Source organism: Sphingomonas sp. RS6, from assembly GCF_054489705.1.
Map to the genome: position 1 here is coordinate 1 of NZ_JBTMWM010000009.1, position 25,747 is coordinate 25,747.

The 25,747-nt window shown below is 63.3% G+C and carries 20 protein-coding genes and 1 pseudogene; 9 read left to right on the forward strand and 12 right to left on the reverse strand.

Annotation, left to right across the window (positions count from 1 at the left end; translation table 11 throughout):
* Nucleotides 1-20 precede the first annotated feature (20 nt).
* From ACX40Y_RS14655 to ACX40Y_RS14700, 10 genes are all read right to left on the reverse strand, one after another.
* Nucleotides 21-1,172 carry a reverse transcriptase family protein gene (locus ACX40Y_RS14655; protein ID WP_459120311.1) on the reverse strand — a complete coding sequence of 384 codons (1,152 nt, stop codon included), beginning with the start codon at nucleotides 1,170-1,172 and terminating at the stop codon, nucleotides 21-23.
* Between the two features lie 181 nt (nucleotides 1,173-1,353).
* The gene (locus ACX40Y_RS14660) at nucleotides 1,354-2,493 is read right to left on the reverse strand and encodes a phosphoribosyltransferase-like protein (RefSeq protein WP_459120312.1); all 1,140 of its coding nucleotides are present in this window, start codon (nucleotides 2,491-2,493) and stop codon (nucleotides 1,354-1,356) included.
* Nucleotides 2,493-3,890: a hypothetical protein gene (locus tag ACX40Y_RS14665; protein ID WP_459120313.1), complete on the reverse strand. Its 1,398-nt coding sequence runs from the start codon at nucleotides 3,888-3,890 to the stop codon at nucleotides 2,493-2,495. Before ACX40Y_RS14665 ends, ACX40Y_RS14660 begins: the two co-directional genes overlap by 1 nt.
* Complete coding sequence (locus ACX40Y_RS14670; protein ID WP_459120314.1) at nucleotides 3,883-4,911, reverse strand: HNH endonuclease; 1,029 nt, start codon at nucleotides 4,909-4,911, stop codon at nucleotides 3,883-3,885. The genes ACX40Y_RS14665 and ACX40Y_RS14670 overlap by 8 nt, the downstream gene beginning before the upstream one ends.
* Nucleotides 4,908-5,735, reverse strand: coding sequence for a DUF6339 family protein (locus tag ACX40Y_RS14675; protein ID WP_459120315.1), 828 nt, complete (start codon nucleotides 5,733-5,735; stop codon nucleotides 4,908-4,910). The genes ACX40Y_RS14670 and ACX40Y_RS14675 overlap by 4 nt, the downstream gene beginning before the upstream one ends.
* The gene (locus ACX40Y_RS14680) at nucleotides 5,732-6,643 is read right to left on the reverse strand and encodes a hypothetical protein (RefSeq protein ID WP_459120316.1); all 912 of its coding nucleotides are present in this window, start codon (nucleotides 6,641-6,643) and stop codon (nucleotides 5,732-5,734) included. Before ACX40Y_RS14680 ends, ACX40Y_RS14675 begins: the two co-directional genes overlap by 4 nt.
* Nucleotides 6,643-8,478 (reverse strand): hypothetical protein, encoded by a 1,836-nt coding sequence (locus tag ACX40Y_RS14685; protein ID WP_459120317.1) that lies wholly within the window; start codon nucleotides 8,476-8,478, stop codon nucleotides 6,643-6,645. The genes ACX40Y_RS14680 and ACX40Y_RS14685 overlap by 1 nt, the downstream gene beginning before the upstream one ends.
* Nucleotides 8,460-9,473, reverse strand: coding sequence for a PD-(D/E)XK motif protein (locus ACX40Y_RS14690; RefSeq protein WP_459120318.1), 1,014 nt, complete (start codon nucleotides 9,471-9,473; stop codon nucleotides 8,460-8,462). Before ACX40Y_RS14690 ends, ACX40Y_RS14685 begins: the two co-directional genes overlap by 19 nt.
* Entirely contained in the window at nucleotides 9,463-12,102 is a 2,640-nt protein-coding gene (locus ACX40Y_RS14695; RefSeq protein ID WP_459120319.1) for a Z1 domain-containing protein, read from the reverse strand. Before ACX40Y_RS14695 ends, ACX40Y_RS14690 begins: the two co-directional genes overlap by 11 nt.
* Nucleotides 12,103-12,244: 142 nt before the next feature.
* On the reverse strand, nucleotides 12,245-13,855 hold the full coding sequence (locus ACX40Y_RS14700) for a DNA cytosine methyltransferase (protein ID WP_459120320.1): 1,611 nt from the start codon (nucleotides 13,853-13,855) through the stop codon (nucleotides 12,245-12,247).
* Between the two features lie 76 nt (nucleotides 13,856-13,931).
* Here ACX40Y_RS14700 and ACX40Y_RS14705 point away from each other — a divergent pair, with 76 nt between their 5' ends.
* From ACX40Y_RS14705 to ACX40Y_RS14715, 3 genes are all read left to right on the forward strand, one after another.
* Complete coding sequence (locus ACX40Y_RS14705; protein WP_459120321.1) at nucleotides 13,932-14,399, forward strand: very short patch repair endonuclease; 468 nt, start codon at nucleotides 13,932-13,934, stop codon at nucleotides 14,397-14,399.
* Nucleotides 14,400-14,514: 115 nt separating this feature from the next.
* On the forward strand, nucleotides 14,515-15,138 hold the full coding sequence (locus ACX40Y_RS14710; protein WP_459120322.1) for a type IV toxin-antitoxin system AbiEi family antitoxin domain-containing protein: 624 nt from the start codon (nucleotides 14,515-14,517) through the stop codon (nucleotides 15,136-15,138).
* Nucleotides 15,131-16,006, forward strand: coding sequence for a nucleotidyl transferase AbiEii/AbiGii toxin family protein (locus tag ACX40Y_RS14715; protein WP_459120323.1), 876 nt, complete (start codon nucleotides 15,131-15,133; stop codon nucleotides 16,004-16,006). The genes ACX40Y_RS14710 and ACX40Y_RS14715 overlap by 8 nt, the downstream gene beginning before the upstream one ends.
* A gap of 53 nt (nucleotides 16,007-16,059) precedes the next feature.
* Here the strand turns inward: ACX40Y_RS14715 and ACX40Y_RS14720 are convergent, their stop codons facing one another.
* Both ACX40Y_RS14720 and ACX40Y_RS14725 read right to left on the reverse strand, forming a co-directional pair.
* Nucleotides 16,060-17,784, reverse strand: coding sequence for a hypothetical protein (locus ACX40Y_RS14720; protein ID WP_459120324.1), 1,725 nt, complete (start codon nucleotides 17,782-17,784; stop codon nucleotides 16,060-16,062).
* Between the two features lie 324 nt (nucleotides 17,785-18,108).
* Nucleotides 18,109-18,890 (reverse strand): annotated as a pseudogene (locus tag ACX40Y_RS14725) (IS5 family transposase).
* A gap of 381 nt (nucleotides 18,891-19,271) precedes the next feature.
* Here ACX40Y_RS14725 and ACX40Y_RS14730 point away from each other — a divergent pair.
* Genes ACX40Y_RS14730 through trbE form a run of 6 tightly spaced genes read left to right on the forward strand, consistent with a single transcriptional unit; the run spans nucleotide 19,272 to nucleotide 25,746 of the window.
* On the forward strand, nucleotides 19,272-21,323 hold the full coding sequence (locus ACX40Y_RS14730; RefSeq protein WP_459120325.1) for a conjugal transfer protein TraG: 2,052 nt from the start codon (nucleotides 19,272-19,274) through the stop codon (nucleotides 21,321-21,323).
* A gap of 2 nt (nucleotides 21,324-21,325) precedes the next feature.
* Complete coding sequence (locus ACX40Y_RS14735) at nucleotides 21,326-21,727, forward strand: CopG family transcriptional regulator (RefSeq protein ID WP_141986233.1); 402 nt, start codon at nucleotides 21,326-21,328, stop codon at nucleotides 21,725-21,727.
* Entirely contained in the window at nucleotides 21,724-22,713 is a 990-nt protein-coding gene (trbB, locus tag ACX40Y_RS14740) for a P-type conjugative transfer ATPase TrbB (protein WP_459120326.1), read from the forward strand. Before ACX40Y_RS14735 ends, trbB begins: the two co-directional genes overlap by 4 nt.
* Before the next feature lie 2 nt (nucleotides 22,714-22,715).
* The gene (locus tag ACX40Y_RS14745; RefSeq protein ID WP_459120327.1) at nucleotides 22,716-23,045 is read left to right on the forward strand and encodes a TrbC/VirB2 family type IV secretion system protein; all 330 of its coding nucleotides are present in this window, start codon (nucleotides 22,716-22,718) and stop codon (nucleotides 23,043-23,045) included.
* Complete coding sequence (locus ACX40Y_RS14750) at nucleotides 23,042-23,314, forward strand: VirB3 family type IV secretion system protein (protein WP_459120328.1); 273 nt, start codon at nucleotides 23,042-23,044, stop codon at nucleotides 23,312-23,314. The genes ACX40Y_RS14745 and ACX40Y_RS14750 overlap by 4 nt, the downstream gene beginning before the upstream one ends.
* Entirely contained in the window at nucleotides 23,308-25,746 is a 2,439-nt protein-coding gene (gene trbE, locus ACX40Y_RS14755; RefSeq protein WP_459120329.1) for a conjugal transfer protein TrbE, read from the forward strand. Before ACX40Y_RS14750 ends, trbE begins: the two co-directional genes overlap by 7 nt.
* The last annotated feature ends 1 nt before the right edge of the window (nucleotide 25,747 follow it).

The window sequence follows — 25,747 nt, forward strand, 5'->3', positions numbered from 1 at the left end:
CCTCCGGTATACCCGCTCGATCATGACAAAGGTGTCCAGTTCCACTTCATCAAAGCCGCCTCGAGCCGAACTCGGAGTGCATCAGCGAAATTAGCTTCGACATCGCGAGCGAACCTGATGAGTCCCGCTATGTGATTGATCATCCCCGTCGTCGACGCGAACCCGCGATTGTCTGCATGCGCGGCAATTCCGAACCGCTCCAAGCCTCGGACGTGATCCTCGAGGCGGGTGCGCAGCTCCCGCGAAAGGCGCGGACGATCGCGATCGACAAGCAGGCCGAGAACCACCTTTCTTGCTCCCGGTGGGACGACCGAGATCTTGCCCTCGTGCATGCGAAAGCGATGTCGAACAAGGATGCTTCGAACCTCAGCTGTCAACAGCTTCGCTCGATCGCGCGAGAAACTGCTCGTCGGTCCGGAAAAGGTCAGATCATCGGAATAGCGAGTGAACACCAGCCCTTCACGTGAAGCAAAGGCGCTCAAATCCTCGTCAAGGGATCGGCACACGAGATTGGACAGCATCGGACTGGTCGGAGCGCCCTGAGGCAGATAGCCAGTAAACCGACGGCGATAGAGCTCTATGCCACGTCTCGCCCAGTTGGCGACCGAGCGCTGTCTCTGCTTGTCCACTGGTGGATCGATCCAAGGCCTCGTGCAGATCCGGGTCAGTTCAAACGAAACAAGCGGCTGATAACCCAGCGATCGGAAGACATGATACACCGATCGCTCCGGGATGCTCTCGAAGAAATCGTGTATGTCCAGTTTGAGCAGCCATCCTGCTCCTACGTGCCTAGTCGCGCAGTCGACAATGGATCGACGAGGTACGTAGGCAAAGCAGGCGTCATGCACTGGTCTGTCACGCAGGATCTCGCGCGCAATCCAGCGCTGCACCGACATCAGTTTCGGAGCGGGAACTACAACGCGTCTGAGACCGCCGGAACGTTTTCGAATATGGAACTCACGGTAGAATTCACCTGTACGCTTTGCGATCACCGACCGGAGATACCGGTGGCTCACATCCATACGAAACGCGAGATGCCCCAGCGTCAGGATAGCCGGCGCTCCCATGGCCTCCGCCTTCGCAGCCTGAGCTATCGCCGCCGAGATTACTGGTTCCGGCCGGCCGCGCGCCGCGGCCTCGGCGCGATACTGGTGGGGCGAAGCGCCGATCATCCACTTTGACCCGAATGGAGGCCCTGGTGGAGCGAACGAGCCCAGTCCTCGTCGGAGCCGGAGTTCGCTTCACCACGGTCGATCCCAGCGATGCCGTTTCCCAGGCGAAGTGCAACGCACCAGCCCGCCACGAGAACCCCGTGGCATGGACCGGCCTTTCGGCCGGCGGGAAGCTGAACGTTCACCGCTCCGCCCTCAATTCACGAGGATAATAGGCTTCCGCCCTGTTGGGCAACTGTTGATCTGGATGCGCAAGGCGCCATTTTTTGAGCTCGATCCTGCCAGCGTCGGTGAGCCGCAGGTTCTGATTGGCAAGGCTGAGCTGCTTTACAAGGTCGATCAGACGTTTCACCTCAGCGATGCTGATATCCGTGATCTCAGCAATCTCCGCGACATTGCGCACACGGCGGGCGAGCAGGTCGACGATCTGACCCAGTCGTGCGGCTCCAGCGCTTCCTGCCAAGGGACCATGAACAGGAGTCGGTCTCATGGTGAACAGCGGGAGCAGATCGCTGGGTACAGCCTTGTCTTCGAACAGGCTGTTCCAGTTTTCTGCCCTTTTCCAGAGAATGTACGGAAGATTGTTTGGCGCAGTATGTTCGAACGCAATCAGGGCGCGGCTGTCGCGAAACCCAAGCGCGCGGCGCCTGTTGCTTCGGCCTGCATGGGCCAGACAAAGTCTCTCTACCTCCTCCTGCTGCTCCGGCGTCCAGCCGGTGCCGAGAAAGGTGGGACACGCGCGCACAATGTGCACCCGTTCCTTGCCAAACCTTCGTTCGAGGAGCGCGATGGCACGGGTCGTGGCGGCGAATGCCGCGACATGAAACTTGATCCAGCCGAATGAGGTCCAGCTTCGCACGGTCGGATGGCGGAGCATTGCACTATGGAAGTCGAGGAGACGCTTTCCTGAGCCCGAAAAGTCGTCGACCAGCAGCATCGTCTTGACCTTGCGATCGCGGAGGGTAGCGAGATCGAGCAGGGAGAGAAGGTGCGCGGACGGGCCCCTGCGTCTGACTACTCCGGTCAAGATGTTTCCGATGATTGCCTCGCTGCCCGGCAGACCAGGTTCGAGAAGGTGATAGGCACCGTCCCGCCCAGCCTCATGCGCCGAGCGGGCTGGGTCAACCTCTCTGGCCGGAAACGCTGCGACTGGCGTCTGAAGCTTGTCCACGAGCAATGCGAGGTGACCGCCAAGTTCACGTCGGAGGTCCGTCTCGCTGATAAGGGAAAGCGCGTCGATCAGATCTCCGGCCACTCCGCGCTGCGCTGCCGGAAAGTTCTTCAACCAAGCAGCGACGCGTGCATGATCGATCCTGACCACTAGTCGACCCGTCGGACGAGGTCGAGAAGGCGCAGAAATTCGTCGTTCGGAGTGGCGTTCTTCCAGTAGTTCACGAACTGACAGACAACCTGAATGTTGCCCGGCGCATAGTGGCCCCTGCTGTCGATCCTGTCCGGCGACGGCAGGATGCTTCGATCAGCGCCGTCAAAGTCGAAGGGTATGCCCGTCAGGGCGCAGCGATTTTCCTGAATCGCCAAGCATTGTTCGAGCAGCTTCTCCAATGCGCGTGCGTCGAGCAGGAGGTCCTTGTTCTTTACCGTACGGAGAACTGCCTGGCCGTTAGCCTGCGCCACAGTCCGCTCGATCGAAAGACGCATGTTAACGATCGCCTTCGCCCGAGCGCCGAGAATGCGACCAGGATCAACAACCGGACCACCACTGCCGGCCTCCGGGAGCTTAACGAGCAGCCAGCAGAATGAGTGGGCGTCGATCAATCGAACGCCTCGGATACGCCTGATCGATACGAGATCGTCTCGAACCTGGTCGATGGCAGCGTTGAACTGCAGATAGTTGTCCCAGCTGCAGTTGCGGAGAGTGACCAGATCGATTCCCAGCTCCTGAAAGGCTCGATCAAATCCCGTCGGCTGGATCGGCATGAACCGATCCATGTCCTTCAGGAAATAGAGGTACGCGAGCAGCGGATATCGCGGGCCGAGGAGCTCGCCGAGCTCGGAGAACAAGGGTGCTTCGTCCCCCCCTCGGTAGAGTGCAAACAGGGCCTTTTCGATATCACTTCGAGGTCCCGGGCGGTCGATCGCCTCGAGCAGCGCGCGATGCTCCCTGTTCGCATGACCATAGCGATTCTGCCAAAAGACCAGATTGTTCGTCAGATTGGTACGATCTTCCTGTATCTCGATGGCGTCGATTGCTCGTTGCAGAATCTGGCCGGATCCGATCATTTGCGATGTCCAGCTTTCCGGCGCCAGAAGCTCCAGCGCACGGCTGCGGAGACGCGGTTTGTAACCTTCCCAGGCTGCTGCAACCCCTTCGTCGAAGTTCGTAAACGGCAGCCCCTTCTGAAAAGCAGCAATGTTTCTTAGGAAGCGGGACCACGCTTGGTCAAGGTTCCCGCTGCTGCCCGCCGCTGAGCCAGCCGGCTCCGTCACTTCAAACCCGAGCTCGCGCAGTCTCTTCGCGGCATCCGTGCGGCCGCCGCTGAGTTCGAGCGCTGTCAGAGCTTGACCCCCGCCGCCCGCTGCCCACTTGTTGGCCACCGCGGCAATTGCCTTCGAGTCGTAGCGACGCCCTTCGTGGATCAGAAAATAGTCCCGCGCTCCATTAAAACCATAGCGCTCAAGAAACGCGTCTCGCCCTGACGCGTTGAATTCGGCGATCGCATTCAGGACATCTTGCCTCGCGAGGTTGCCTCTAGGCACCGGCACCTCCGCTGCCCGCAAATTCGTCGAAGTCGCTCGGCGGCAGCTGTTCGACGTAGAGGAGCCAGCGTTCTTCGAGCGCTGACCGCTCAGGCCCTGTAGACCCGTTCAGGTGGATTGCGACCCCGTCGAACTGTTCATACCCGGCAGCTCTCGCCTGCGGGTTCACTGCTGTTCTGAGCGACTTTGGATCGATTCCCAACAGACCAAGATCGAAAAGCGTATGCAGATCGCTTCGCAGAAGCAGGCCATTGCGCTCACTGTTGTCATTTGAACGAGCATAAGGGCTGATGTGAGCCGCCTCGATGAGGCCGGGAAATGCGCAGCCGCTAACCTGACAACAGGCGCCATAGCGATCTATCAGGCGTTGTCGAAATCGGGCTTGGCCCCGGCGAAGCGCAATTTCCCTGAGCACACGACGCCGCTCCTCTATGATCGAGTGCGCGGCTTCATTGCCACCTGCGTCGGTATCCTCAGGGGAGAGGCGGCGTATGTAATTCTGGACGAAGTCAGCGGTAATCCCATTGGACAGCAGGACAGGTTCCAGCTGCGCGAGATCGATTTCCTTGATCGACATCTGGGTACTCGGACGCATGACGGCGCCATCCAGCAAAGCGAGTGTCATCGCATTTGAGCACGGCTTGAAAGTGCCTCCGTAGTGCGCTTCGAAAGTCGTCACCTGCACGATTTCCTCGACAGGCTCATCGAACAGATGACCTTCCCTGCAGCGCCAGCGGGGCGTCCGAGCGGCACGCGACTTGATGGTGGCCGTGCCGCATTCGGAGCATCGCTGGCGCGACTTGGGGCCGGTCGCTTCGATTACGTTCTCTACCGTCGCAATCCCCAGCACAGCTGCCCGCGAACGGATGATCGCGACATCACCGGGGCGGACATTCAGATGGTTGGGAACATCGCTGTCATACCGGTAGACGGTGGAGGGGGTGTCCTCGTAGCCGGCGTTGCCACCATATTGGCGAGCACCGTCGATGGCGAGAAACGACCAAGCTCTTGGCGAGGTCACGCAGTGTTCCTAGTCATGTTGGTGATCGGGCCGCGGCCCAGCAGACGATCGGTCCACGACCGACTCTCCGGCGCGACTGCAGCATGCGTATGCGCGAAGAATGCGTCGACCGCCTCTTCGAGCGCCCGATCATCCAGTTCGGACAGGAGCTGCACCTGATTGCGAAGCCTCAGTCGGATCACCGCCTCCCGCATGGCGCCTTCCATTGCCGCGCGCCCCAGCTGCTGCGATGCCCGCAGCCAGCCTTCGGCCAGTGCTCGAGACAGCCTCGCGTCATTGCCAATCGATGGGCGCTCCGTGATCTGAACCAGCGCGTCCTCGGTGAGCGCGCCAAGAAGCTCCCAGCGCCTTTCTGCCGTGTCGCCGCGGTCCAGAATTCGGCCTCGAAGCCAGAGGCGCTGAAACGTATTGCGCACCCCGCCATGAAAGCGCTCCACAGGCCGATCCGCGAACCGCCAAGCCACCAGATCCGGAAGAAGCACGCAAGCTAGGAACGCCCATACGTCGTCGCGCAGGGCCTCGCCGCCATCAAGCTCGTTTCGCTGGGCAAGAAAGGCGGACGCGCGCTCATCGAACCGCGCGCGATCGGCTGCGCTTCCGCGGTCGGGGAATCCGCAGCCAGCTGCGATCTCTTCAAGGCCAGCGCGAATATCGATGAGGATCTCATGCCTGATCGGACTGCCGCCACTTGCAGCGTAGCGGGTCTCGACTGGAAAGCTGTCTGCATCGACAATGGGTTCCGGACTTACCGCGTCGTCGGCGCGGGCGGACAGAAGCGCGTCGACAGCCAGTCGATCCAGCCTGGGGAAAAGCTGCACGATCACGCGCCTTCCTCGAGACCGACGATGTCCGCCGCAGCCAGAATGCCGGCATGGAATGTGGACGGGCGAAGATCGATCATGCTGCGGACTGCAGCAATGTCCTGTCCGGGAAATGCGAGGCCAATCCAGTGGGCTGCCCGGCCGGCGATCGAACATGGATCGGCCTCCACGGCGAGCCGTTCGAAATCATTCTGGCGCAGCGACACAGAAATGATCTGGGTCATGACATCGGCGAGGACCACCTGGGTAGTGGCGCGATCGCCCACGAGCAGTCGATCGGTCACATCGGCGCGGTCGCTGTTGAGATACAGGCGTACACTTCCGCCGAAATCGCGATGCAGGTTGCCTGGCGTCCAGTGCAGCAGCCAAGGGGCATAGGCCTCGGGCCGGCCGGCAAAGCGCTCCAAGAAGCTGACGGCCTCCATAGGAAAACGCGGTTCCTCGCCTTCCAGGCGGAGATCGAGCTGATCCGACCACAGCTTCGAGCCGGCAAGGCCGGGCGACAGCGGTGAACCCTCCCGCGGCTGGCGTAGGATGACGAGAGTATCGACGAGCAGGCGCTGCGAGAGGCTGTGGCCGGACACCACCTCGTCGATGACAACTGTCGGTTCCATCCGCATCAACGGCAGCTTCGAAGTCGCAATGATCCGACGCGGCAAGTTGCCGATACCAGTCCCGATCCGGGTGACGAGCTCGAGCGCACCATCATCGATCGGCATCGAGAGCAGGTCAGCGGCGCGATCGAGATCGGTTGTCACGAGGCGTCGGAGACGAAGGTCTCTCGCAGCGTCCCAGTCGGGCAGCCACGCGTCCCCGATCGGTGTCTCCACGCCGCCATCAAGCAGCGCCCAAGGTTCCGGACTGATCGCGGTCTGATCCAAGGTCAGGAACGGAAAAGCAATCCGTCCCATCAGACGGTCTCGTCAGAGCTTATGCGTGCGTTTATCGTCACTGCACAGTCTGCCGGCATGGCAACCGAGACCTCGAACCTCCCCCGACGGTCGCTGATGACCACAGGTCCGTCGATCGCGAGCTCTTCTCCGGCCTCGTCGACAACGCGGGTGACGGTCGGGCGCGCGGCAGTGGAATATTCCGATGCCGTTCCGCCATCCATGACCAGCAGCGGATCAAGGTGGAGCGAGACCGCCGGCCCTTCGCCACGAACCGCGAGTTCGAAGACACCGACAGGTCCGGCTTCGCCCAGTTCCAGCCGGACGAACGTGGGTCGGGTAACTGACGGCCCCGTACCACCGCCGCCGCCTGGCCCAAGTCGACGCGGTCCGGCTCCTTCGCCATCACCCTCCAGTGCTCTGCCGAAAAGTCCGGCAATGCCCGCGAGCGACGGCCCCTTGTCTCCGTCCGGAGCAGGGGCCGAGATCGGGTTTGCATATTCCAGCGCGGCTGCCCGGATGCGATCCACTGCGATCTTGACGATGCTGCGAGCTGCTTTGTCGGAGAGCGCCTCATACTGCCAGTCATCATGAGCCGGAGGCTCTGCCATGGCGAAGGCTTCTTCGACGGTATCATCGTCCGAAGCTACAAAGACACCGGCCCATTCGAAGCGGTCATCTGCGATCTGGGTCCCCGCGAAATATCGGACGACGAGCTCTACCGGCCGCATGACGGCAATTGCCGCGCAGCGCTCGGGAAACAGGCTGTCCGCGCGGCCGGCAGGCGCAACGCGATCGGCACGAAGGCCACGAGTGAAGCTCAAGCGCCCCAGATCGCGCTTCGGCCGAAAGGATTTCACGACGTCGCCGCCCGGAGGATCGGAGCGCAGATTCTTCATCGCGCGAGCAAAGAGATCGAGCGGCGGGAAATCCTCGGGTCGAGGCAGCATGCGTTCCTCGCCGTCCACGAAGATGCGAAAGTGCATCTTCCTGCTTCCAGGCGTGCCCTCCAGCAATCGAGGCCAGAAGAACCAGAGAAGGGCCTCTTCAATCAGATCGATCGCGTGCTCGCGGTCCTCCTCCACGAACACCGGGTCGAGGATCATGATCGATGTGCCGCTATGTTCCGGTGATCTCCTCGGGAAGCCGAGAGCGCCGGCGAGGTCGGCTGCATCGTCTCCTTCGACCGGGTCGACATATTCGTCATCACCCGATCTCTGCCCCCACCAATGTCGACCGGTGAAACGGCGTCGAATGCCGTCGGCATCATTCGCGCTGAACGCAGAGCCCAGCTGAGCCGCCATGAGCCGGCGCCGAGGTTCTCCTGCATCGGTGGTCTGGCTGTCGATCACGATCGTCGAGCATCGGCTGGCGAGATACAGCGAGGTCTTCCCGTAGCCATACGTCCCGCCGCCATGCGTCGTGTTCCGTCGGGAACCGACATTTCTGAGAAAGTCGACGAAGTCGGTCGGTTCGTCCTCCGTCGCCGCCACATCCGCGCGCGTTGGACCCGCCAGTCCGGCCGTTCCGAAATCGCATATTTCCAGAACATGCGGGGTCGCACTCGACAGAAAGGCTTCGAGGGGGTCTGCCGCGCTTTCGTCGAGCGGTCGATCTACCAGAACGGTATCGCGAAGTGCTTCTAGCTCGGCCGGCTGAAGGGCTCTCACACGGAAGTGAACCTCCGCGCCGCCATCCGAAAGGGCCGCGTCGCAACTGTTCTGGACGGCCTCTCGGACGACCGTCTGCACGAGATCGATGGAGGGCGCGCCGAGTAGCTTGCGGTAGCCGTCGGCCGCCAGATTGCCTGACGCCGAGTAGGCTTCGGAGTGAAGCGTCAGAGGTGGTCGAGGCATGCAATCAGCTCCGCATTTCGGGCCTCGACGCCCTCGTTGCTCAGTCGGCAATGTTCCGCCGCGCCGAGGTTCACGACGTAGGAGATCTGTTCGACACCGCTCGGGACGACTCCGCCTGCAAAGCTGTCGGGAATGACCCGCGGAAACCCAGTGTCGACCAGATAGTGATCTTCATCTTCCAGTCGAAACCGGCATCGGTTCCATTCTCGGGATTCGGGATTGGTACAGCCATAACCGGAGACAAGGCGCGCGACCTCCTGCCCGTCGGAGGCAGCGCGCATGACATCAGCTGCAAGTCTCGCGACCGAGATGTCCCCACCTTCCGTCTCCGCCAGCTGAAAGACCGCGAGTGTCAACGAGCCTCCCGCCGGTGGCAGAAGCTGGTCCACAGCCGAAATCGTCACGCTTCGCGTGGCCGACCGACTGGTCGTCTTCACTTCCGTCGCAACGGTTCCACCGTGGAAGTCGTGGCGCTCGCGAAGCGGACCGCGCCAGAGCTTCCACGCCGTCGGATCGAGGGCAAGCAATGTGCGCAGCATCAGCAGTTCGCCGATCAGGCCCCGAATCTCCTGGATCGAGACCTCCGCAGACGGCGTGATCAGCAGAGAGCGGAAATCGTCGATCGTTGTGCGACATGCCTCCACAGGGGACGCACCCTCGACGATTCTGTCCATGATCTCGTCTGCGACATCGGCGAACACGCCATCGAGGGCGCCGACCAGGCAGGTCATGTCGAGATATCGGATAGGAGTGCCGCCCAGAGTGTAGGTCGCTACGCCGATGCCAAGAGCATCACTTGGTGGCGTCTCTGCTATCCTTTCGCTCTGCCGGACGGGAAGCAGCAGCCTGAGCTCGCCCGCGATGCCCAGAGCAAGGCGCACCGAACCTGAGCCGGTCTCGACCCCAGTGTCGATGCTAGGTATCTCGAGTGCCGTCGACGCCTGCCCGCCGCGCCGAAGCATCTCCCAGTGATCGACTGACGCTTCAGCGGGCACGCCCGGCCTCAAGCTGTTCGGCGATCTCGTCTTCGATCTCCTCGAGATCATCCGCTGACGGGGGCTCGAGGCGAACGCTGTAGTATCCGCCCGCTCCCTCGGCCGCGCCGGGGAAGACTATCCCGAAGCCTACGAGGTCACCGACCGCATCGAGCGGAGAGCGCTCGGTCGAGCCTGGCCGAGGCTGCGATGATCGATCAATCGGATAAAGCAGGAGCATCGGAACGGGCCCGACGATCCCGGCGCGCGCCGCCTTCAGCGCGCTCCAGTCCGCGTCCGGAACGCCATCACCTGGCTCGCCGCAGTCGAACAGGACGTCGCGTTTGGACATCAGGGCCTTGATATCGGCGAAGTCTTCCGGCCGGTTCAGGCGGCTTCTCGTGGACAGTCGGACAGGTCCCAGGCCGCCGAGTGGCTCGGCAGAGGCGGCGCCGATCCGAGGCTCGATGACGCCGACGCTCCAGGTCTTCTGGCTGTCACCGGACGCCTCGAGATAGCCGAGCAAGAAGTCTGCCGACAGTTCGCGGTGCGACGCCTGCACGGAGTAGGCGCGCAGGAACTGGACGATCAGCCTGCCGGGAACGCCTTCGAACAGGACCTGCGAGAGGTCGGCCGATCGAAGGCCCAGGTCTGTCGCCTGGGTCATGAGATGTGCAGCCGCGGTCCAGTTCGCCTGCACGATTCGCGGATCGTGATGATCGAAACGGATCGTCTGCACGTGCTTTCCGGCGTAGCTGACGTCGGTCAGCACCGCCGCTCGCATCTTGCTTGCAGCAGTGATCGCCATGCCCGGTATGGAGCGGACGCGGACGGCGAACTCCATCGGAGTGTTGTGGCGAATGGCATATTCGGCGACGTCATCCCGGATTTCCGCCTCGATGAGGGCAAGCGAGCGGAATGCGGTCGACAGCGCCTCTGTCATCCAGATCCGCGGCATGTCCTCATAGTCCGGACGATATCCGAACCAGCGGCCCATCTGTAGCAGCGTGTCGTACTGGCTGGAGGTGCGCAGGAAATAGCTGACACACAGACCTTCGATCGTAAGTCCGCGGGCAAGAATCGATCCGCCAACGACGATGTAGGTCTTCGGAGGACCGTCGTAGTCGATGCGATCCTCGCTGACGCCGTTCTCGACGGGCACTTCAAGCGATTCCAGCACGGCCGGCATGAAGGGCATCAGCTCATCGGAGGTGACATGCGGATGAGGACAGACCCCATCTGGAATCCTGAGCTGCTCTGCATTCCAGAAGGCCAGCATTCGCTGGCACAGCGGAGACGAGGGATCCAGCAGCTGCTTGCCGACGACCTCCAGCCACGCCTTGACCAGCGTCGCAAGTCGATCATGCATGATCACGTACGCAGAGGTATGGATCAGCATCGACATGTGGCTGCCAGCCTGCCCCCGGAAGCGCCGCGCGGCGCAGGATGCGAGAAAGTAGAGAACAGCGTCCTCGAGCGAGGAGGGCATCCGCGGCTGGAAGGTATCTTTTTGCGCCCGGCTCGGCGGTTGAAGCAACGCGGTATCGTCCTCGGCAATGTCCCGGATCATGTCGAGGCCCTCTTCGTCCGGAAGAGGCGCTTCGGCATCGGCGGGCGGGCGGCCAAACAGCCGCTCAGTGCCAAAATAGCCGTCCGGTGTCGGAAGAGCGGTGATGAAATCCTTCGGGTAGAGGTCGTCCAGCTCCCCGCCGTTGACGGGGAACGGGTTGATCAGGACATTCGCAAAGGGTGTCGCGGTGTAACCGACATAGGAATTTGCCGGAAACTTTTTCAGGATCACCCGGATGTTCTCGTTGATCCGGGTCATGTCATACTCGCCCGAAGCGGTGTTGACGCTGGCCTGATCGCATTCGTCGTCGATGATGAGAACGCGCAGCCTGCGGAGCACGGCTGGAAGCGTACGATCGAGCGTCGCAAGAAGCTGACCGAGCGGCGCCACGTTCTTCTTGACGACGGCAAGCTGCACGACGCCCTCCGCCGGGGCCGGAAAGCCGCCGTTTGGCGGCATCCTGAAATCGCCTTGATCGTCCTCCGTGGTCCGAAGCTCCCACCGATCGCGCAGTCGATCGACCAGATCCTTGCGCATCCGGCTCTGGGTTTGCCTCCGCAGCTTGTTTGTCAGGCCAGCCAGGATAATGACCAGATTGTAGCCTGCATCGACAGCCTTCGAGATGACCGCCGTCATGTTGGCTGTCTTGCCCGACTGGACATGACCGATCACAAGACCCCGACAGGCAAAGCTGTCGGCCGCAGGATTTTCAAGCAGCGAGACGATCTCGTTGGAAGCGGCACCGATCCGCTCATCGACGGTCTCGGCCGACCAGCCCTTGGAATCCACGAGGTAGGAGCGCAGCGCCGGCCAGTGCCGGTCGCCCTCCGCAGGACCGCGATACCACTGCTGGCGCACGCGGAACATGGAATTGACGCGCAGGATTTCCACGGGCCGGATCGTGGCTCTGACGCTGTCTATCGCAGCAGCAAAGTCCTCCTCCTGCTCCTGCGAAAACGCGCCGAGGATCGGCTCGAGATCAGCGCGAACCAGACGAGCGGCATCATCGACATCAACTGCCGTTGCGAGGCGCGCGCGCAGCTGTCTGGCAAACGCCTCCGTCTGTGTGGCTGATGGCATCAAGCTCCCCCAAAGCCTTCAAGTTCGAGTCCCGCCCCGACCAGTTGTGCACAGCGCCGAACAGAGCGACAAGCCATATTTTCAGCCAGATTGAACTACCTTGCAGGCTCGCGAGGATGCTGGCGAAGATGATGGTTCCGGCTCAGCCAGTCCGCGCAAGAAGAGGCTCTTCAGTTGCATCCGCAGCTTCGTCGCGGTCCGCGGTGAGCAGCGCGTAGAGAGCCTCACCGATCCATCGCGCAAGCAGGGGTGGCACCGCGTTGCCGACCTGTGTGTACTGCTGCGTGCGGTTTCCTTTGAACAGATAGTTGTCGGGGAAAGTCTGCAGCCGCGCAGCTTCCCTGACCGTGAGGCTCCGGCATTGCAGCGGATCTGGATGGATGAAATAGTGGCCGTCCTTGGAGATATGACTCGTGACCGTGGTCGACGGACCGGTGGCGAGCTGAACCCTGAAGCGGTCGGCAAAATTGCCGGAGGTCCAGTTTTCGTGCGCCGGCGCCAGCTCTTCCGGAAAGTCCGACGCCTTCGGTGACTTGCCTGTCACCTCGGCGAAGACGGCCGCAAAGAAGTAGCGCGCCAGATCGCTGCCCATGTGGCCCCGCGTCGCATGGTTCGGTAGCGTTTCCAGCTTCGCGTCGGTCAGCCAGTCTCGCAGATCCTCCGGGCAGTCTTCGGAAATCCCGACACCAAATCCTTCCCGACCGGGGATATCATTCAGTGCCGCAAAGCGGCGATGATAATCGCTGGCACGCTCGGCGAAGTCAGCGTGCTGCTCATCGGTCAGACTGGTCTCCAGCTCGGCCACAAAGGCCATCGCTGCGAGCACGAGCGCGCGCCAGGCATCAGGTCCGTCTGCCTCCTGGCTGAGACCGCTCCGCAGTCGTGGCATGCCGGTTAGGGCGTGGCCGACTGTCGTCTTCAGATTGTGGCGGATCATGAGGTCAGCGAGCGCCCGATCCGGCAGGTCTTCAGCAAGGTCGGCGCGCAGCCCGACCACTATCACCCGATGGCGCGCCTGGGGTACACCGAAGTCCTCCGCGCGTACTATGAAGTCGGGCGCGCGTGGCTCGAAGCGGCCAAGATCAAGCTGCTGTCGACGGCGCGGATCAAGTGCGATCAGCCGATATCGTCGCCCGCCTTCGCGTTCGCCTCGAAGGTCGCGCAGAACCTGATCGAAGATGCGGTTTTCCCCATCCACCGAGGAAGACAGCATGCCCTTCACGTTCTCCATGACGAAGGCGGCGGGGTTCAGGCGATCCAGAATTCGGATATATTCCTGGTAGAGGAAATGCCTGTTGTCCTCGAGCGCTACGTAGCCCTCCTTGCCCGCATTGCGCGAACGGCCAGCGAGCGAGTAAGCTTGGCATGGCGGTCCGCCGATCAGGATGACATTGCCATCGCTCTCCTCGCGGATCGCGTCCAGTCGCGCGTCGAGCCGTTCAGCAGGGTCCTCCTTGCCGAGTTCGAGCTTCCAGGCCTCCCTTTCCGCGGCCATCCACTCGTCCGGATACGACGAAGCCCAGTCAGGCTCGGCGATCTTGCCGTTGATGAAGTCGTAGTAGGCAGCGGGAAGCGCGCCGTCGAACTGGCGCAGGAAGCTGCGGAGGCGTAACGTCTCGTGCGCCGATGTTTCTTTCTCGATCGACAGGGCGATGCTGAAGGCATGCTCGTTGGCGGCACCGGGAACGCTCGAAAATCCCTCGGCCAGTCCCCCCGGACCTGCAAAAATGTCAACGACCGAATATCTTGGCAAGACTCGCACGCTTTCCGAAGGTCAGGCAAAGGGATGATGATTACCACCATCGACGCGAAATGACAGGTCGCTTTCCATGGTCGACGTAGTCGATGCGGCGACGCGGTCGCGCATGATGTCTGGCATCCGCAGCACGGACACGCGGCCGGAGGCCTTTCTGCGCAAGGCGCTGCATCGTGCCGGGTTCAGATACAGGCTGCACGCAGCAAAGCTTCCCGGGCGGCCCGATATCGCCTTGGCGTCGCGGCGAGCTGCGATCTTCGTGCACGGCTGCTTCTGGCATCGCCATGAGGGATGTCACTGGTGCACGACACCGGCCAGCAACGTCGAGTTCTGGCGCGGCAAGTTTGAACGCAATGTCGAACGGGACAGGAGCGTCGTCGAGACGTTGCAGTCGATGGAGTGGCGGACGGCGATCATCTGGGAATGCGGTCTTCGGAAGCCTTATGCAGCGTCGACCCTGGAGGATGTCGTGTCGTGGCTCCGGTCGGATGATATCGCCTACGAGAGCGCGCTCGTTCGGCCAAAAGCAATGATCGATTGAAACATCCGCATGCGTCACATAACCTGGGTCTCATCTCGTCCAAACCCAGGTTATGTGACAATCAGCACGCCACATAACCTGGGTCTCAAGTCAGCCAGACCCAGGTTATGTGGCCATGAATGAAGAGCAGCAACCCCAGCGCACCCTGCTTTCCCAGCTCCTGATGCAACACCCCATCGTGCGCGCCTACGAGCTTCGCAACGAAGGTATCGATCCAAAAACCATTTCCCGCGCCGTCGCGGCCGGTGAACTAATCCGCATCTCGCGTGGCCTTTACCAGCGCCCGGAGGCCGACATCGATACCCATCAGGTACTGGCAGAGGCAGCGAAGAAAGTCCCTCGTGGCGTCGTGGCGATGGTCTCCGCGCTGGCATACCACGAACTGACAGATCAGATGCCGCGCAAGGTCTGGATAGCGGTCAGCGTGAAGGACTGGAGCCCGTCTGCTTCATCCTATCCCCCTATCCGCATCGTCGAGTTCCGGGACAGATACATGCAGCAGGGGATCGAACATCACACGATCTCAGGGATCAGCGTTCCAATCTACTCGATTCCGAAAACCCTCGCAGACGTCTTCCGAAATCGAAAGCTGGTCGATCGATCCGTGGCAGTAGAAGCACTCCGCGCCACGCTGGATCAGCGCAAGGCGACGCCGGCATCGATCGCAGATGCGGCAATGGCAGGCGACGCATGGAACATCATGCGCCCCTATCTCGAGGCACTCACGTCAAATGGCTAGGGTGCCGGCGAACATTGCGGCTTCGGTCAAGCAGCGGCTGCTCAATCTCGCCCGTGCCGAACGGCGAGTCTATGATGTGGTGCTCGTCCGTTATGCCCTCGAACGGCTGCTTTATCGCCTTTCCTTATCCGAACATCGCGGTTCCTTCATCCTGAAGGGAGGCATGCTCGTCACCCTCTGGATCGAAAGCGATTCGCGCGAGACGAGAGATGCGGACTTTCTGGGTCACGGGAACTCCGATCCTGACCACCTGCGCGAGGTTTTTGCCGGAGTCCTGTCGATCGACGCCGACGATGGGCTTGTCTTCGACACCCGGAGTCTGAGGACCGCCGTCATCAGGGAGGAGATGGAATATGGTGGCGTACGGCTCCGTGCCGACGCCTATCTTGAAAGGAGTCGGATACCCGTCACGATCGACATCGGGTTCGGCGACGCCCTCGCCGACGCTGCCCGGACCATGGCCTATCCGTCAATGCTTGGCATGGAGGAGCCGGAAATCCGGATCTACCCACCTGCCTCGGTCATTGCCGAGAAGTTCCAGGCCATGGTTGCTCTTGGCGCTGCCAACGGGCGGATGAAGGACTATTTCGATCTCTGGGCCATTCCGAGAGCCCTGGAGATTGCGCCGGAAGACCTCGATGCGGCGATCAGCGCGACATTCGATCGGCGAGGCACGGCGCTACCCGACAAGAGGCCGCCGGGACTGTCCGACGCGATGTTGACCGACGCCAAGCAGGCTCAATGGCGGGCATACGCCGCATCACTGGATTTGAAGGATCTCGCCTTCGAAGAAGTCATCGATGCGGCATGGGGCCTCGTCGGTCCGTCATGCGAGCGCCTGTCAGGCGCCAAGTCGCCGCCGATTTGATGAGCAAAGGCGCCCTTTAGCCCGGTTTGACAGCGGAAGCAGGGCAAGGGCGCCTAGACCTGCTCCTGCTCGATCGTGAAACGCAGGTTTCGGACGGTCCAGACACTGGACGGTTCGGGCAGATGCTCTTCCTGTTCCGGCGTACTCAGAGCCCTCAGCTCCTCGATCAGATCGCCAGCCGAGGCATCGCCTGCTCGCTCCTGAAGTCGCGCTATCGCCGTGACGAGCTGATTGCAGTTGGAGAAGGTAGCATCGTCACCGGCCACAACCTGCCGGAGCGAATGCGCGTAGTGCCGCGTGAGAACAAGCAGGCTGATTTCGGGTCTCGCCGAACCGGACGGCAGCCGAAAGGTCGCGCGAAGTTCGGCCGTGCTCGCGGCGGCGAGCCATGAACGCACCTTGCGAAGCCATTCGCTCACCTGCTGATTCAGCCGCCCGGTCCTCGCCAGCATCGTGGCGAAATCCGCGCCGTACGGGTCCTGATGCTTCAGCTGCGTGAGGATCACGCGGTTGCCCGGCGCCTCGACAATCACCAGATCGATGTCCGTCAGAACCTTGCCGGCCTGCCTCAATTTGATGTTGCCCCGGAATTCCAGAGTCGGAAGCACCGAGCGTATCGCCTTCTCGACCGATCGCTGCATCACCCCTTCCCGGGCCCGCTGCGCCCGGTCGTACTCCTTCGGAAAGCTGTGCTGCAGCGAATTCAGGAGGAACAGCATGACCTCATCGCTGGTCGCGCCCGCCAGTGGCCTGATGACGTGATCGTCGGAGCACTGGATCAACGGCGGGATCGGTGCTCCCGGCCGATCAAGTAGCGCCAGATTGCGCCTGCTTACGGAAAGCACGTCGAAGATGATCCGCACGTCGTCATCGGTCACCGGCACATGGCCTTCGAACCGCTTGCCGAACTGATTGATGAACTCTCGCAGTCCTTCGAGGAAGCCTGCGGTCTCGACCGACACGGTGAGGACGTCCTCGATCCTGATCGACGGCTCCTTGTCCAAGAGCGCTCGCACGAATGCCCGGTGCTTCATCGCCACCGACACGATGAAGATTGCTGCGAGCTTGTAGTTCGCGAATGTCACGCCACCGAAGAGCGTCGAGAAGTGGAAGGTGTCGAAACCCTTTGCCAGCAGCATGTCGTTGTAGGCATGCCCGAAGAAGTAGAAGTCCAGCGCGGGATCCGCCTCGTAGCCAATGAAGTGCGTCGCGAAGGGATAGACGAGATCGGTAAGCAGCGATCTGACCTCGTCGCCGATCCTGGGCCCGACGATCGCTTCATAGCCCTCCGCCAGCCTTCTCCTGTGATGCCCGGTGTGAAGACGCTCGAGCTCGCGCTCGTGCAACTCGAGATCGGCCAGCTTCGCGGGCAGGACGATCCGGAAGCGATCGGGCAGCTTCTCAATTCGGGCGCCCTTCGCGGCTAGGCTCTGTGCCACGCGCCGACCGTGCTCGACTGCGCCGGCCACATCGATGAGTGAGAGCACCGCACCCGAGTAGGTGAGGTCGCGCTGGATCGTTAGTGTCGGTGCAACGAACCGATCGTGTGCCTGCATTGCCAGCTTGATGATGCGGGCCACGCCGATCCGCATTAGGTACGATCGCTCCTGATCGGCCTCTGTCGGCTCGGCTCCGAGGTCCACACCTTCGAAATCGAGGTCGAGCTCGTTGATGGCGATCCGCCTCAGCAGCCCGAGACGGTCGGTCGCGACTTCAGCCGCGAGAGCTCGCTCCTCCTGATTGAGGCTTTCGTAGAACTCTCGCAGACTGTCAGTCACCTGACGCTGATCCCCCTCTGCGCGCTCCAGTCTCGCGAACCTGCCGGCGATCTATGGGCGCCGCTTTGCGTCAGAAAGGGGGTTCTGCTGTCGCATGAAGCATTGAAATATATGCCTGCCATACATCATGGACGTGGATGAGGCACGGATTTCTAGGTCGGCTCTCGTGCTGGAAAAAGTCGCTTACATGGGGTCGGCCTAACCGCCTGCCTGTCCGAAATTTGTGGTCCTTTTTCGGACATGAGCCCAACCGGCCCGACGCCCAGAAGGACTCGAACCGCCCCGTCCATTCACGTCCAGCCTTTTCCACGAATCCAGATCGTGCTAGGTCCTGTTGACAAAGTTGGGCAACCATTTGCGGATGGCGGCGAGATTGAGGAAACTGGCGAAGGACAGCGCGGTCTTGTCGTAGCGGGTGGCAATGCGGCGTTGATGCTTGAGGTGCCCGAACATGCGCTCGATGCGGTTCCGGTCCCGGTATCGACGGAAGTCGCAGGCAATGGGTTCGCGCCGGTTGGCCTTTGCCGGGATGACTGGCAGGATACCGCGCATCAACAGGTTCTCCCGGACCGCATCGCCGTCATAGCCTTTGTCGGCCAGCAGCGCGTTGGGCTTGTTGACCGGTAGCGCCATGAGGTCCTCGACAGCGCCGTAATCCGACGCTTCGCCGCCGGTCAGGACGAAGCCGAGAGGGCGTCCCTGATTGTCACAGCGGGCGTGGACTTTGCACGTAAAGCCGCCGCGTGATCGACCAAAAGCCTCCTTATGAGTCCCCCTTTAGCGCCCGCTGCCGAAACATGGCCGCGAACCGTGGTGCTGTCGATCATGTGCTGCCAGTCGTCGGTCAGCCCGAACTCGACCAGCGTGGCCAGCATCGCATCCCAGACGCCTTGTTCCGCCCAGCGCCGGAACCGCACATAGACCGAGTTCCACTTGCCGTAGCGCTCGTGCATGTCCCGCCAGGGACAGCCAACCCGCAGCACATGCAGCATGCCATTCAGAAACCGCCGGTTGTCATGGGAGGGCCGCGCCTTTCGGCCGCGCTCTGACGGCAGCAGACCTTCGAGCACCGCCCATTCTTCGTCCGTCAGATCGCCACGCGCCATTGCTGCTCCCCGCAAAAAGCAGCCTTGAATCAGAGATCAGGCCGTTTGGGAATCCACTTTGTCAACACAGCCTAATGATGCCGTTGGCGAGTTCGGAAGTCTATGATTTGACGGCGAAATCAATCGCTTAGGTCGCCCGGCAGAAAGCTCTTCTGACACGAGCTTCCGAACAACTGTTCGATACACTTGGTCTCGGGAGTTTCATTTATTTGGCGCGCCAGCTTTGGCCATTTAGGGTCACGTGAACGCGTTAAGACCGCCGCGCGACAATCGCGTCTAATCTGCATCGGAATGCACTCCACCGGGACTGCCTAAATTCGTAGCATTGGAGGACCCTAGCGACCGACCCCGCGCAGGCTGAACTGGCGGGCGGAGGCCCGCATGACTGCTACCAAGTTGCTCATTGGACAGATCTTGATCGTGCTCGTCATCGTATTGGCGGGTGTCTGGATCGCGACGCAGTGGGCAGCAGCAGAACTGGCGTATCAGCCCGAGCTGGGCAGGCCCTGGTTTGTCGCGTTCGGGCGCCCTTTCTATCGACCCTGGGCGTTGTTCGGCTGGTGGTTCTCGTTCGAGGCCTATGCCCCAACGATCTTTGAAGAGGCGGGCGCAATCGCGGCCACGAGTGGCTTGGTCGGATGCGGGGCGGCAATCTTCGGGTCTCTCTGGCGTGCCCGTCAGCGGCGCCATGTCACGACGTACGGCTCAGCCCGCTGGGCGAGCTTTCAGGATATTCGCGCCGCCGGGCTTGTCACGGAGGCCGGTGTGTTCCTCGGCCGCGTGGGCCGGCAGTACCTGCGCCATGACGGCTCCGAGCATGTCATGGCGTTCGCGCCGACCCGAAGCGGCAAGGGCGTGGGGCTCGTCATACCTTCGCTGCTCGGCTGGACCGGCTCGGCAGTCATCCACGACATCAAAGGCGAGAACTGGCAGCTGACCGCCGGCTGGCGCCAGCGTTTCTCGCATTGCCTGCTGTTCAATCCGACAGACGTGCGCTCGGCGCGGTACAATCCGCTGCTGGAGGTCCGTCGCGGCAAGGACGAGGTGCGCGACGTCCAGAACATCGCCGACATCCTCGTCGATCCCGAAGGAGCGCTGGAGCGCCGTAATCACTGGGAGAAGACCAGCCATTCTTTGCTGGTCGGCGCCATCCTCCATGTCCTCTACGCCGAGCAGGAAAAGACGCTGGCCCGCGTCGCGTCCTTCCTTTCCGATCCGCAGCGCAAGTTTACCGACACGCTGGACCGGATGATGACCACCAATCATCTCGGAACCCCGGAAGCGCCGGCGGTGCATCCGGTGGTCGCGTCGGCGGCACGTGAAGTGCTGAACAAGTCCGAGAACGAACGGTCCGGCGTGGTGTCGACCGCCATGTCGTTTCTCGGCCTCTACCGCGATCCGACGGTCGCGGCCGTCACGTCGCGCTGCGACTGGCGCATCGCCGACCTGGTCGAAGCCGAGGCGCCGGTGTCGCTCTACCTGGTGGTGCCGCCCTCGGACATCAGCCGCACCAAGCCGCTGATCCGTCTCGTGCTCAACCAGATCGGCAGGCGGCTGACCGAGCATCTGGAAGCCGAGAAGACAGCCAAGAGCGGTGGCCGCCACAAGCTGCTGATGATGCTCGACGAGTTCCCCGCGCTGGGGCGCCTCGACTTCTTCGAGACCAGCCTGGCGTTCCTCGCCGGTTACGGCGTCCGCGCCTTCCTGATCGCCCAGAGCCTCAACCAGATCGAAAAGGCATATGGCGAGCACAACGCCATCCTCGACAATTGCCATGTCCGCATCGCCTTCGCGACCAACGATGATCGCACGGCGAAGCGCATTTCCGATGCCCTCGGCACCTCGACCGAGCAACGCGCGATGCGCAACTATGCCGGGCACCGGCTGGCACCCTGGCTCGCCCATGTCATGGTCAGTCGGCAGGAGACGGCGCGGGCGTTGCTGACGCCTGGCGAGGTGATGCAGCTGCCGCCGACGGACGAGCTGGTGCTGGTGGCGGGCACGCCGCCGATCCGCGCCACCAAGCTGCGCTATTACAAGGACGCAGTCTTCAAGGCCCGAATCCTGCCGCCGCCCGTACTCGGTGATGGCGATTATGCCGATCGGCCCGCGCCGCGAGCAAACGACTGGGCCGGCGTCGTCCGTGAAACGGATACACGCCTCGCCGGAAGTGCGGCAGAGCAGCGCGAGGATGAGGATGGCGGGCTCGAGCAGGCGCGTCATCCTGGGCAGGAGCTTCCGGTGAAGCCGGAGGTAGAACCCACGCCCACCGAGGTGCTCGGGCTCGGCCAGGACGAGGACGATTCGGCCGCCGACCAGCGTGCCATGGACCGGGCCGGCGCCTCCGGCATCGCGCGCGCCGCCTTCGCGATGGACGCAGGTGCGGATGGTGCCGGCGGGCACCGGGCCGGCGACATGCAGGTGGAGCTGTGACCATGGTCGAGAAGGTCCGCCATCAGCTCTTCCTGCCAAAGCCGCTCAGCGATCGGTTGGAGGCGCTTGCGGCAAAGCCGGGCGCGTCGAAGTCGGCGATCCTGGCGGATGCCGTCACTGCCTGGCTCAATCGGCGCGGCGTGTCGGAGTTGGAGGAGCGCTTCGGCCTGCGGCTGGACCGCATGACGACGGCAATCGGCCGGATCGAGCGGAACGAGCATGTCCTGCTAGAGACCCTGGCGCTGTTCGTGCGGTACGAGCTCGCGATCCACGCACCGCTTGCCGAGAGCGACCAGGCGGGTCGCGCCATGGGCGCCAAGCGCTTCGAGGCGTTCGTCACCCAGGTCGGCCGGCAGGTTGCGGCTGGCCGCAGGACGATCGGTTCCACGGAGACCGGCCAGTGACCGCCGGCATTTCCGGCGATCGGCGGCGCGCGATGCTGCGGACGGCCATGGGCCCGGCGATTGCCGCCGCGCTCGCCGATCCGCGGGTCACCGAGATCATGGTCAATCCCGACGGCGCGCTCCGGCTGGACCGGTTGGGGGAGGGGCGCTCCGACACGGGCGTTCGCATGGAGGCCGCGCAGGTCGAGCGGATCATCCGGCTCGTTGCCGCGCATGCACGCGCCGAGGTGCATGGTGACGCGCCGATCGTGTCGGCCGAACTCCCACCCCACGAGGAAGGGCGGGCAGGGGAGCGGTTCGAGGGTGTGCTGCCGCCGGTGTCGACCGCGCCGTGCTTCTCGATCCGCAAGCCGGCCGAGCGTCTCTACCGGCTCGACGACTATGTGGTCGATGGCGTCATGACGCGGCTCGCGGCCGACCGGCTGAAAGCCTGCGTGCTCCTCCGCCACAACATCCTGATCGCCGGCGGGACCAGCTCGGGCAAGACCACGCTCGCCAATGCGCTGCTCGCCGAAATGGCATGCCTCGACGAGCGTATCCTCCTGATCGAAGACACGCGCGAACTGCAGAGCCCTGCCGCCGACACGGTTGCGCTGCGCACACGGCCCGGCGTCGTGACCATGGCGGACCTCGTCCGCTCGACTCTCCGGCTGCGCCCAGACCGCATCATCGTCGGCGAAGTCCGCGGCCCCGAGGCGCTCGACATGCTCAAGGCGTGGAACACCGGCCACCCCGGCGGCATCGCCACGGTCCACGGCAACAGCGCGCTGTCCGCGCTCACCCGCATCGAACGCCTGGTGCAGGAGGCGGTGGTCACCGTGCCGCGACAGCTCATCGCCGAGGCGATCGACGTCATCGTCTTCGTCTCCGGCCGCGGTCTCGACCGTCGGGTCTCGCAGGTCGCCCGCGTCGCCGGGCTCGACCCGGACACCGGCAGCTACGCGCTTGCCGACCTTCTCTTGCCCCCCAGCCCCGAAGGAGATTGATCATGCAATTCGCCAGGATCCCGGCACGCCGTGCGCGCCTCGTCGAACTTGCCGCCATCGGCATCGCATTTGCCACCTCGGCCCATGCGGCGGGGTCCGGCATGCCGTGGGAGGAACCGCTCCAGCAGGTACTCGAGTCGGTCCAGGGGCCGGTCGCCAAGATCGTTGCCGTCATCGTCATCATCACGACCGGCCTGTCGCTGGCGTTCGGCGAGAGCAGCGGTGGCTTCCGGCGGCTGATCCAGATCGTCTTCGGGCTGTCGATCGCCTTCGCCGCCTCCAGCTTCTTCCTCAGCTTCTTCAGCTTCGGCGGGGGAGCGCTGGTCGCATGAGCGACACCGGCCAGCACCTGCCAGGCTTCGAGGCACCGATCCATGCGAGCCTGGGATCGCCAATCCTCCTCGGCGGTGCGCCCCGGGGGATTGCGATCGTCAACGGGACCATCGCGGGGGCGGTGGGCCTCGGACTGCAACAGTGGCTGGCCGGGCTGGTGCTCTGGGCCGTCGGGCACAGCATTGCCGTGTTCGCCGCGCGGCGGGACCCGGACTTCGCGCCCGTCCTGCTTCGCCACCTCCGGCAGAAGGGATATTTCGCGTGCTGAACCTCGCCGAATATCGTCGCCGCACGGATCGGCTGGCCGACCATCTTCCCTGGGCGGCGCTGGTCGCGCCCGGCGTCGTCCTCAACAAGGATGGAAGCTTCCAGCGCAGCTTCCGCTTTCGCGGACCCGATCTCGAATCCGCCACCGAGGCCGAGCTCATCTCGGCCTGCGCGCGGGCCAACAACGTACTCAAGCGGTTCGGAAGCGGCTGGGCCCTGTTCTTCGATGCTGAGCGGCGTGAGGCGGCCGCCTATCCGGAAAGCGATTTCCCCGACGCCGCATCGTGGCTGGTCGACCAGGAGCGCCGGGCGGCTTTCCTCGATGAGGCTGCCCATTTCGAAAGCCGCTACCACCTGACCCTGGTCTGGCTGCCCGCGCCGGACAGCGCCGAGGCCGCCGGACGGTCGCTGGTCGAGCGGCCCGACGCCGGGACGGGGCGGGACTGGCGCGGGGCGCTGGCCCACTTCATCGCCGAGACCGACCGTGCGCTCGACCTGTTCGCGAGCTTCATGCCCGAGGTTCATGCGCTCGATGACAGCGAGACGCTGACCTTCCTGCACGGCACGATCTCGACGCGACTGCAGGCGGTCGCGGTACCGGAGACGCCGATCTACCTGGACGCGCTGCTCGCCGATACGCCGCTGACCGGCGGGCTGGAGCCGCGGCTGGGGGACCACCATCTCCGCACGCTGACTATCCTCGGGTTTCCGAGCATGAGCCGGCCCGGCATCCTCGATGCCCTCAATCACCAGGACTTCGCCTATCGCTGGGTCACGCGCTTCATCGCATTGGACAAGGGCGACGCCACCAAGGCGCTGACCAAAATCCGTCGCCAGTGGTTCAACAAGCGCAAGTCGATCACCGCGCTGCTTCGCGAAGTGATGTACAACCAGCCGTCGCAGCTGCTCGACACCGACGCCGACAACAAGGTGGTGGATGCCGATCTGGCGCTCCAGGTGTTGGGCGGCGACCACGTCGCCTTCGGCTACCTGACCACAACGATCACGGTCATGGACACCGATCGCGCGCGGGTCGAGGACAAGGTCCGGCAGGTCGAGCGGATCGTGGGCGGGCTCGGCTTCACCCGCATCCGCGAGGGCGTCAACGCGGTCGAGGCCTGGCTCTCGTCGCTGCCGGGGCAAGTCTATGCCAATGTCCGCCAGCCGCTCGTCCATACGCTGAACCTCGCGCATCTGATGCCGCTGTCGTCGGTCTGGGCGGGATCGAGCCGCAATGCGCATCTGGATGGCCCGCCGCTGCTCCACGCCAGCACCGCCGGGTCGACGCCGTTCCGGCTGTCAACCCATGTCGGCGACGTCGGCCACATGCTGGTGGTCGGGCCTACCGGTGCCGGCAAGTCGGTGCTGCTGGCGCTGATCGCGCTCCAGTTTCGGCGCTATGTGGACGCGCAGGTCTATGTCTTCGACAAGGGCTTCTCGGCCCGCGCCGCCGTGATGGCGATGGGTGGTGCGCACCATGCGCTGGGGATGGGCACCGGTGTCGGCGACACGCTGGCCTTCCAGCCGCTCCGTGGAATCGACGATGCCGCCGAGCGGAGTTGGGCCGCCGAATGGATCGCGGCGCTGCTCGCGCACGCGAAGGTGCTGGTCACGCCCGAGGTCAAGGACGCGGTCTGGTCCGCGCTCGGCAGCTTGGCGTCGGCGCCGGTGGAAGAGCGCACCCTGACCGGGCTGGTGCTGCTGCTCCAGTCGAACGCGCTGCGCACCGCGCTTAGCGCCTACACGCTCGACGGTCCCTATGGCCGGCTGCTCGATGCGGCCGAGCAGCAATTCGCTTTTGCCGATGTTCAATGCTTCGAGACCGAGGCGCTGATGGGGCAGGCCGGCGTGGTGGCCCCCGTGCTGACCTATCTCTTCCACCGCCTGGAGGAGCGCTTCGACGGCCGGCCAACGCTGTTGATCCTCGACGAGGCCTGGATCTTCCTCGACCATCCCCTGTTCGCCGCGCGCATCCGCGAATGGCTCAAGGTGCTGCGAAAGAAGAATGTCGCGGTGCTGTTCGCGACCCAGAGCCTTGCCGACATCGCGTCGAGCAGCATCGCGCCCGCCATCCTCGAAAGCTGTCCGCAGCGCATCCTGCTGCCGAACGACCGGGCGATCGAGCCGCAGAGCCGCGAGACTTACCTGCGGTTCGGGCTCAACGAGCGGCAGATCGAGCTGGTCTGCCGCGCCACGCCGAAGCGCCACTACTACCTGCAGTCCGCGCGCGGAAATCGGCTGTTCGAGCTGGGGCTGGGCCCCATCGCCTTGGCCCTGTGCGGCGCCTCCGATTCCGCGACACAGGCCCGCGTCGACGCGTTGCTCGCCGAGGGCGGGCACGCGGATTTCGCCGCGCGCTTCCTCGTCGATCGCGGCCTTGGCTGGGCCGCCGAGCTCCTCGCCACCTTCCCCGACCCTCAGAACAAGGAGTGAT